Source organism: Anabaena sp. CCY 0017 (genome assembly GCF_963920885.1).
In the GTDB taxonomy this organism is placed as follows: domain Bacteria; phylum Cyanobacteriota; class Cyanobacteriia; order Cyanobacteriales; family Nostocaceae; genus Nodularia.
Window position 1 is genome coordinate 1 of sequence record NZ_CAWUDG010000057.1, and the last position, 6,699, is coordinate 6,699.

The 6,699-nt window shown below is 41.3% G+C and carries 5 protein-coding genes and 1 pseudogene; all 6 read left to right on the top strand.

Annotated features, from left to right (window positions below; genetic code table 11):
• On the top strand, positions 1–896 hold an 896-nt coding region (locus ACM0OW_RS25435), incomplete at its 5' end, for a DUF4157 domain-containing protein (RefSeq protein WP_414553463.1).
• Between the two features lie 41 nt (positions 897–937).
• Positions 938–1,291 carry an Imm8 family immunity protein gene (locus tag ACM0OW_RS25440; protein WP_414553465.1) on the top strand — a complete coding sequence of 118 codons (354 nt, stop codon included), beginning with the start codon at positions 938–940 and terminating at the stop codon, positions 1,289–1,291.
• Positions 1,292–1,426: 135 nt separating this feature from the next.
• Entirely contained in the window at positions 1,427–3,853 is a 2,427-nt protein-coding gene (locus ACM0OW_RS25445) for a substrate-binding domain-containing protein (protein WP_414553467.1), read from the top strand.
• A 315-nt stretch (positions 3,854–4,168) separates the two neighbouring features.
• Positions 4,169–4,339 (top strand): hypothetical protein, encoded by a 171-nt coding sequence (locus ACM0OW_RS25450; protein ID WP_414553469.1) that lies wholly within the window; start codon positions 4,169–4,171, stop codon positions 4,337–4,339.
• A gap of 2 nt (positions 4,340–4,341) precedes the next feature.
• Positions 4,342–4,845, top strand: coding sequence for a phage tail protein (locus ACM0OW_RS25455; RefSeq protein WP_414553470.1), 504 nt, complete (start codon positions 4,342–4,344; stop codon positions 4,843–4,845).
• Between the two features lie 5 nt (positions 4,846–4,850).
• Positions 4,851–6,699 (top strand): annotated as a pseudogene (locus ACM0OW_RS25460) (hypothetical protein); the annotation flags it as partial.

Consider the following 6,699-nt stretch of genomic DNA (forward strand, 5'->3'; position numbering starts at 1 on the left):
TTAATTCTATTCAACGGATGGATGTACCTGAAGAAGAAGAACTGCAAATGAAGCCTGAGATAACATCACTTCAGCGTCAGGAAGAACCGGAAGAGGAACTTCAGGCTAAGTCAATCCTCCAGCGTCAGGAAGCAATTGGGGGAGGGGAAGCTTCGACGGATTTGGATACTGCTATTAATAGTGCTAGGGGAAGTGGACAGGAGATGGCGGACAATATCCGCCAACCGATGGAACAGGCGTTTGGCGCAGATTTCAGTGGGGTGAAGGTTCACACGGATGGTCAATCTGACCAGTTGAATCAATCAATTCAGGCGCGTGCTTTTACTACGGGACAGGATGTGTTCTTTCGCCAGGGGGAATATAATCCAGGGAGTCGGGGCGGACAGGAGTTGTTGGCGCATGAGTTGACCCATGTTGTGCAGCAGAATGGGGTGACTGTGCAGCGATATCCTCAGCTACAAGCAAAGACAAATGACTTATCATTGACAAAATTTAAAGACTCTCAGTCTCCTTTTACTTCTCAAAGTATACATCCATTCACTAGAACTGAGGCGGTCATACAACGAGTAGTCACCTTAGACATGTTAGAGGCACAGCGGGTTAATATAGAGCAAGAAGGAACATATAATTCAACAATTGATGAAGACACAAGCACAACACAAGCAAACGCAGTGGGAGAACAGTGGGTAGGAGAACACCATGACAGAGGACTGTATGGGCCTCCACATAATTATCGGTTAATCAGTCAAAACGGAAGAAGACAATACCGCCCTCCGATGACCAAGCAGGGGGGAAAAAAAATTGGTCAAGTCCAAGCTAATTTTGAATGGCGACGACCTGACGAGGAAAACTTCTGTTTTAATGCTCATGTCACAGTAGTAGATGCAGCAACATAGACAGAAGATTGATCGTAACAGCAAATAACTAGGAAACAAGCATGAAGCAAGCAGAACTTCAAATGTTGATAAGTCCAGATATGCTTGACATGGAGCAGGGAGAACCAGAAAATCCCTACAATTTTAGCATCCTTGTTCAGGCACTAATTGGCATTGCAAGCGAGGAAGGAGCAGATACATTTAACATAATAGTATGCACACCAGACTGGTTAAAAAATAGGATTCCCGCAGAAGGCTATATAATAGGTCGCGCCCATCTAATAGTGGCAAGGTATGACTATGGAGTAATTAAAAAAGCCATCGAAAGTTGGTGTGAAAAGGCGAAGGGAAAAGATTGGAACGAAATCGTTAATATCCTTGCAAAATACAGTCAATGGGAATATGAATCCTTGTAGTGCGATCGCCTGATCTTGTAGGGTGCATTAAATTTTACATAAACCCCTACATTCAACCTTTTAGCGGAAAGTCTAATGCCCTCTGGCTGATAATCATTGTAGGATGCGGGAATAAAGGCGCTAAGGGTTTCAGTCGTGGTCAAGGATAGTGGTAAAAAAATAGCTCAAGAAGCCTGGCAACGAGAAGGGATGACCCAGCAGGTTAAACAGAAAGTTCTCTCCAGAGTTAGAATACCAGCCCAATTTCGCTGGGTGCAGAGAGTTAGCTGGATTGTCCCTATTGTTCGCGAAAAATCTGCTCCCCTCGTTGAAGGTATTAAAGCCAAGCTACCTCAGAGATTTTTTCGCAAAGTCCAAAACCCAGCCCTGGAAGAATCTGAGTCTGTTGAGACAATCACCTTTACACCGCCAATTTCCCCAGGCGTTGATTTAATTTACAGAAAGTATCACTGCTGGCATGGCAATACTTTAGCCTGTGAATGGACGCAAAAAACATTAGAGGCAGATCCCACAGCTTATAAATGCGAAAAATGTGGTTTTCCCACGATTTTGACCGCCAAAACTGAGTTTATTGGCTATCGTGGTCGGTATAGCATAGAAAGTTTCTTGGGACACCGGGGAATGGGGCGTTTATACCAAGGATTTCAGGTGGGAGATCAGCAGCCTGTAGTTGTTAAAGAATATCTTTTACCCAACGTTTGTTTTAACCCAGAAGAAACTAAAGTCCGTAAACAACTGTTTGAACGTATTGCTGGTTTAAGTTTGGCAGATGGTAGAATTCAGGATATTCGTTTAAATTCTCCGTGGGATGCGATTTCAGACCCATTTGCAGAACGTTGTTATCTCGTTTCTAATGGTCGTCAAGAAGCATATCCCACTCTCAGATCCTATCTGGCCACCAATGGTGCAATGACAGAAGCACAGGTGCGGCGTTTTCTGAACCAAGTGCTGCAAACTCTGCAATTTCTGCACACTCAAAAGTTTAGTCTTCCCTCTGGTCAAATCCAGCAAGGTATAGCACACGGTAATATTAACCTTGACAGCCTCCTAATTATTGCAGATGCCCCGGCATTTTTTATCCATATAAGTGATTTATCACTGTGGGAATCGGTCTTTGATTTGCCAACTAGCAAAACAGTTATACCTACATTTGCTCAAGATTTGATAGATGTGGGGTATGTAGCTTTTTATCTATTAGCAGGAAGTATAATAGAGCCAGTTAATCATCCACTCCTTTACTCCAATATGGAGCAGGAAGAGAGAAGATTATCACCTGAATTTAAAAGATTTCTTCTCCAACTTCTAAATCTAAATTCATCCTTTAGTAATGCGGAAGAAGCCCGACAAACATTACTGAAGTTACCTCCTGCACCACTACAAGCCCAGGAAGTATTAGTAGTTATAAGTGAACCTGAAGAGAAAAAACCTAAGCTGCGTCGTTTTTATTTGTTATTTTTAGGTTTGTTTGGCTTGATATTATTGGGGTCAATTATCTCGTTTCTATTGCAAAGGTTCCAAAATCAACAAGTAACGGCTAAGGATGTGGTAGTTTGCTGTCTCAAAGATGTCTCGGCTGTTCCTCCAGGAAATTATACTTTTGCTGGTGAGAGTAACAGCACTTGGACTAAGATATGGCAACAAGAAAATTTAGTCTTACAAAATCAAAATTTAGAACAAAAACTTAAAATTAATCAACCCCAATTAGAGCTAAATTATCAACCTTATGATTCATTAACTAAGGTTATTAATAATATCGAATCAGGGGAAATTGACTTTGGGATACTCAATTTTTTTCAGCAACTATCACCGCAAATCAGACATGAAAGATTTGCTTATGATGGCTTAGTTGTGTTTGTGGCTTTTAGTTATTCCAAACGTGATCAAAGCCTCCCAGAAGCATTAAACGGCAAAATAACAACTGAGCAATTACGCGATTTGTATACAGGTAAAATTACCAATTGGAATCAATTGCCAGGTTTGAATTTACCTGATTTACCAGTTAAACTTTACATACCACGTAATGAACCAGAAACATTAAATATTTTTGCCCAACGGGTATTAAAAGAAGAAAATGCGATCGCTACTTTTGAAAAGCTACAAAATCAAGAACCACCATCTGCTGCATTCGTGGCAAATCCTACTACAAGTATCACCACGCTTCCCACATTAGAAATGTTGCGAAAGGTGTTACAGGATTTCGAGGGAAATAATATTGGTAGTATTGGTTTTGCTAGATTCAGCCAAGTTTTTGGTCAATGTTCTGTATATCCCTTAGCTTTAGGAGATGGAAATCAACCTGCTGTACAGACTTTAGTGTTAAACAACGGAAATTCTATAGATCCCAAAACAGATTTATGCAATGACAAGGGTAAATACAGTCCTAATATCCAAGTCTTTCAAACCGGAAGCTATCCCCTAGGGTATCCCTTAGTTGTTGCATATCTGGGAGATAACAGTCGTCCACCTATCGGTCAAAAATTCGCTGAGATGCTGAAAACCGAAGAGGTACAGCAACTTTTAGAAAAAGCTGGATTAGTACCCATAGCTAAAACCCAAAATTAACGCTATTTTATTACTCTCGTCATATAAAAATCATGAACCCTTATTTTTTATGATTTTGATCAATTTAGCCGTAGGTTGGGTAGAGGAACGTTAACGTAGTTTGCCGAAGGCATAACCCAACACCCACAATCCTTGGTTTCGTTGGGTTACTCTACGAGAAGGCTACGCCTACACAAGGCTTCAACCCAACCTACTCTTTTTTCTTTCATCAGAGTCACAAAAGAGCGTTAATCAGAGGTGGATTTTGGCAAGACTAGACTTTTGGCTAATAGTCATTAATTGAACTATATTGTTACTATAAATCTATTTATTAGTATGAGTAATTATAGCAATAGTGAAGATGAGCAAAAAGCAGTTGCAAAGTTAGCGGCTAAAGTTATGGGCGATCGGCAATTGATGTCGATGCTGAGTGATAAGGTTTATAAATTAATGCTAGACGATTTACGCCTCCAAAAAGAACGTCATCACAATTATGGGAGATCGTAATCATGACTAAAGCCGGACGTGAGTTGAATTACGTTACAGCCAATCGCTTTTATATCGAAATCGAAAGTAGTGTTACTGCTTGTTTTTCGGAATGTCAAGGCTTGGGTGTAACTATAAAAACTGAAAAATTTTCTGAAGGTGGTGTAAATGAACAACAAAGAGTTCTGTTAAATCCAGCAGAGTTTTCTGATGTCACACTCAAACGCGGGATTACAAACGATTTAACATTCTGGAACTGGATTAATAAAATTTTAAGCAGCAAAGCAGAACGTCGGAATGTCAACATTCTAGTTTTTAACCAAGCAGGGGAAACAATGCAGTGTTGGACGTTGATTGGTGCTATTCCTATATCCTGGAAAGCGCCAAGTTTAAGTGCAGATTCCAGCACGGCTGCTATTGAAGAATTGACTTTAACCTACGAAGGATTAAAAGTTGATAAAACCAGGTCTGGTGGTGCATCAATTAATTTAAAACGGGATGGTTCAGGGTACTTTGCTAGTAATTAAAGTGTATGGCAGAAAATCAGGAAACTACTTCTGGGTTTGACCTTCCAGAAGGAGAAATATCTCCAGAATTAGGTATACAAAAACCATTCCTTGTTCACAAACCTTTAGGACAGAAATTACTCAGTCCCAAATTTTTGTCACCATTAGGATCTAAACCATTATCAAATTTTGATCCTTCAGTATTTTTAAATTCTGAATCATTTGATTCTACTCAGGTAGATAATTCATTTCAAGATTCTCCCTTTTTTCCTGAGTACCAATCACCGCAATTAAGCAAAGCCAACCAATCCGCAGCATTGACTCCTTCGAGATCCACTGTGATTCAACCACAGCGTGAAAGTGATGTTTCGGTTCAAATGTCTTCAGAAAGAGATGAAAGTATCGCGCAAAGGCGCAAAGACGCAAAGGTAGAAGGGGTTATCTCTTCATCTGATAATCAAGAAATATCACCTTCCACAAAACCCATAAATCCGTCAACCGAATCAACGGTAATTCAACCACAGCGTGAAGATACAGCATCAGCGACTGCTTCCTCTGGGAATCAAGCGATCGCACCTTCCACAATACCTATAAATTCACCTACTGAATCAAAGGTAATTCAACCAAAACGAGAAGATACATCAGAAATTGCTTCATCTGGGAATCAAGCGATAGCGAAGCGCTCCGTAGGAATCGCACCTTCAACTACACCCGCAAATCCGCCAACTGAATCCACAGTAATTCAACCACAGCGTGAAGATACAGCATCAGAAATTGCTTCATCTGGGAATCAAGCGATAGCGAAGCGCTCCGTAGGAATCGCACCTTCTACAACATCGATAAATTCGCCTACTGAATCGACGGTGATTCAACCACAGCGTGAAAGTAATAATTCTATAACCGCTTTATCTGGGAATCAGGCGATCGCACCTTCCGCAACACCTACAGAATCAACAGTTATTCAACCACAGCGTGAAGATACACCATCAGTAACCGCTTCATCTGGGAATCAAGATATTGCTTCTCCTACGACACCTACAGAATCAACAGTAATTCAACCACAGCGTGAAGATACACCATCAATAACCGCTTCATCTGGGAATCAAGATATTGCTTCTCCTACGACACCTACAGAATCAACAGTAATTCAACCACAGCGTGAAGATACACCATCAATAACCGCTTCATCTGGGAATCAGGCGATCGCACCTTCGACAAAACCCATAAATCCCTCAACAGAATCCAAGGTAATTCAACCACAGAGGGAAAGTACATCATCAGTAAGCGCTACATCTGGAAGTCAAGCGATAGCGAAGCGCTCCGTAGGAATCGCACCTTCTACAACATCGATAAATTCGCCAACTGAATCGACGGTGATTCAACCACAGCGTGAAGATACATCATCAGTAAGCGCTTCATCTGGGAATCAAGCGATCGCACCTTCCCCAACATCGATAAATTCGCCAACCGAATCAACGGTGATTCAAGCACAGCGTGAAGATACAGCATCAGCAATTGCTTCATCTGGGAATCAAGATATTGCGTCTCCCCCAACATCGATAAATTCGCCCACGAAATCAACGGTAATTCAACCACAGCGTGAAGATACACCATCAGTCACCGCTTCATCTGGGAATCAAGCGATCGCATCTCCCAAAACACCTACAGAATCAACGGTAATTCAACCAAAACGTGAAGATACACCATCAGTAACTGCTTTATCTGGGAATCAGGCGATCGCACCTTCCCCAACACCTACAGAATCAACAGTAATTCAACCACAGCGTGAAGATACACCATCAGTAAACGCTTCCTCTGGGAATCAGGCGATCGCACCTTCCCCAACACCTACAGAATCAACGGTAATTCAACCAC